The 2,754-nt window shown below is 38.1% G+C and carries 3 protein-coding genes; 1 reads left to right on the top strand and 2 read right to left on the bottom strand.

What is annotated here, in order from left to right; translation table 11 throughout:
• Positions 1-338: 338 nt before the first annotated feature.
• Both N7931_RS19110 and N7931_RS19115 read right to left on the bottom strand, forming a co-directional pair.
• Positions 339-1,007 carry a tetratricopeptide repeat protein gene (locus N7931_RS19110; RefSeq protein ID WP_262795935.1) on the bottom strand — a complete coding sequence of 223 codons (669 nt, stop codon included), beginning with the start codon at positions 1,005-1,007 and terminating at the stop codon, positions 339-341.
• Between the two features lie 32 nt (positions 1,008-1,039).
• Positions 1,040-2,326, bottom strand: coding sequence for a hypothetical protein (locus tag N7931_RS19115; RefSeq protein WP_262795936.1), 1,287 nt, complete (start codon positions 2,324-2,326; stop codon positions 1,040-1,042).
• Between the two features lie 188 nt (positions 2,327-2,514).
• Between N7931_RS19115 and N7931_RS19120 the strand changes: the two genes are divergently transcribed.
• Positions 2,515-2,754: EAL domain-containing protein (locus N7931_RS19120; protein ID WP_262795937.1), on the top strand; the 240-nt coding region annotated here is incomplete at its 3' end.

Genomic DNA, 2,754 nt, shown 5'->3' on the forward strand with positions numbered 1-2,754 from the left:
TAAACTCAGTTGATAATTTTCTTGTCATTTAAAACCTCTTTAGTTGTATTAATAATACCTCTAACTAGGTCTCCAAGATAAGTCTACCGTTACAGTACTGGACGATACCGTGACCGTATAATCTTGCCCTACCCGGCCACAGAAAAAACGCGGGTAATATTCCTTTACCGCGACCAGCTTACCAAGTGAGGTCGATGCCAAATAGGTGATGCCAAATCCGCCTGACCCTAACACCCCGCGTATCACGTAATCTCTTAATCGGTGTCCTCCTGGCAGAAACATCCGCTATCTCCTTTTCTGGTTAGTTTTTTAAAATTTTTACTGTTAAACCCGAATACCTAATTCAACACGATTTTTCTTATAATTTCACTAAAAATTGGATTATTTAAATTGTCTGACGCCTTTTGTAAGGCGTGAATGGTGTAGTGACTCATCACAGAACTGGGTATGCTGTACCTGTTTTTTTCTATCCGACTGACAATTGCTTGTATCTGAGATGGATTGTCTTCAACAGCCAACTGCAGCAGGTCGGCTATTACCCGCTTGTGGGTTAACTGGGAATCCGGTAAATGCCTTATGTAAAGTTTAGCCGTATTGATTTCACCTTGTTGTAAAGCCCAAATAGCCATATTTTTCTTGACGGTAAACATGTATTCAGACGTTTTCGCAAGCTCCAGACTTTGTTCAAAATATTTGCTTGCCTGTCGATAGTCGCCCATATCTAGGTAACTTGTGCCTAAATTATTTAGCAATGTCATGTTGTTATCATATTGACTGGTGTAGGCTTCTATCGCCTCAATGGCCTCTTTATTGTTGCCATTATTTTCGAAAATAATGGCTTGATAGAGTGTACGTTCCAGGGTAGATAAGTTGTGCGATTCATCCAGTATCCATTGAGCATAACTAAAATCTTGGATCTGCACTGTAGTTTGCAACAGCAGCGAATCGAGCAATCCTTCGGGCACGTATTGTAACGAAGCTTCCAAATTTTCTAAGAAATCTCGCAAGGTTCCGTTTATTACATGATATTCAAATAAGGTTAACTGGGCGTGTAGATAGCTGGGTTCATCGCTAATCCCCCCTCCATCTCTGCAATCTCAATAATGCGTTTTGCAATACCAATCGCCTCTTTCCCTCTTACGTTACGAAGCTTTTTGCCTAACGCTTGAGTGTTATCTGGATGCCTAGTCAACATCCACCTCAACCAATAATCACTCTCACCTCTTTCAAAAAAATATTTCACCAAGCTTTCGAAGTCTTGGCTTTGCTGTAGTTGAAAAAGCATAACAAGCCATCGAGCAAAATCTGGATGAATAGTGGAATGTTGAAGATGCTCAATTAAAAACTGTTCAAATGCTTTGCTTGGATCGTTGTACAGCTTTTCCATTAGTAACACACGCGATTGTAAAGACTCAAACGACGGCACACCATCAGTAAACAAGGCATTTAGTAGGTATAAAGTTTGTTGCACTGTCATTCTTGAGGATATTTTATCGAGTTGTTCGTGTGCATCCATTGAATGACCAAACTTTGAAATCAGTTTGATGGCGTCTGCCAAGGTCTGAATATCAGACAGTGGAAAATCCTTGGGTATTTTTCCAAGCAACGTTAACAAAAATGATAATCGCTGCTGCTCTAGAAAATCGGCTTTCTTATCATCGAGTTTTGGTATTCGTTTTTGAAAATCTCGAGATGTGGCGAGTAAAAGCAACAGCCCCCACGTTTGAGGCGACACTTTGATATTTTGAGAAAGATCAACGATTACAGGAACTGATTCAAAGTTGGTAAGTAACAGCATTTTGAATACTTGTTGGTCGGATAGCTGTGGATTATTTAATTGCATGTGGACAAGGTGTAGCCGTGCACTTTTAGATTTATAATTACTTAGGACCTGTTCTGTAAATTCTACCAAGGGATAGACAGTTTCATTTTGACTTGAACAATCGTGCAGGAATGTCAATATCTCAGCTTCTGAGGTGTCAAGTTTTATATAGTTATCGAAATCTCTGAAAGCCTGCTGAACAGATTGTTTGATTTTCAATGCATGATCGGCAGGCGAAAAATCATTGTTGAAATAAGCTGTCCAATTTTTTAGGCTTGTTTCGACAGATTTACATGGTTCGCTAATACGACCCTTAACGGGTTCAGCCGAAGTTGATATCAATTCAGAAGTAACAACTGGTTGCGGACTAACAATGTTTTGGTTTGGCAATTGATATCCAATTGATTGATTTTGATAACTGCCGTAATCAATCAATTGTATTATAAAGACTAATCCAGAAGTTACCAAAATGCTACTAGCTAACGCCCATCCCCAAAATTTCATAAAATGTCTCCCGTTTTCATAAATAGACGGAGACATACGCTAAGTTTAACAATTATTCTAAGAAATATTACTGAGATATTTTTAGAACGATATTAAGTCAGAACAAGCGAGCAAGATAATAAAACAATGGCCTAAAAATCTACCTAGATATCCAATTTCTACAAACCTGACAGGTTTAGAAATTATGGATGATATTTTTCGAAAAATTACTCAGATTGTATTCTGAAAATAAAGACTTAAGGGAATTACTTGAACTTGAAATCACCGAAACATCGAAAGCTTCATCTGATACATCGACTTTAGCTAGGTTAAGTTGTTTAAGTGAACTAGGAATAAAAATTTTAGTTGATGATTTTGGGACTGGTCATTCCTCATTGTCACAACTGATTGAACTATCAGCTTATGCAATAAAAATTGATCGTTGTTTC

Source organism: Catenovulum sp. 2E275 (assembly GCF_025515275.1).
GTDB lineage: Bacteria > Pseudomonadota > Gammaproteobacteria > Enterobacterales > Alteromonadaceae > Catenovulum.

What these genes read in the sequence shown, in the direction of transcription:
- N7931_RS19115 (WP_262795936.1), bottom strand. Translation starts at nt 2,326, where the DNA reads ATGAAATTTTGGGGATGGGCGTTAGCTAGTAGCATTTTGGTAACTTCT.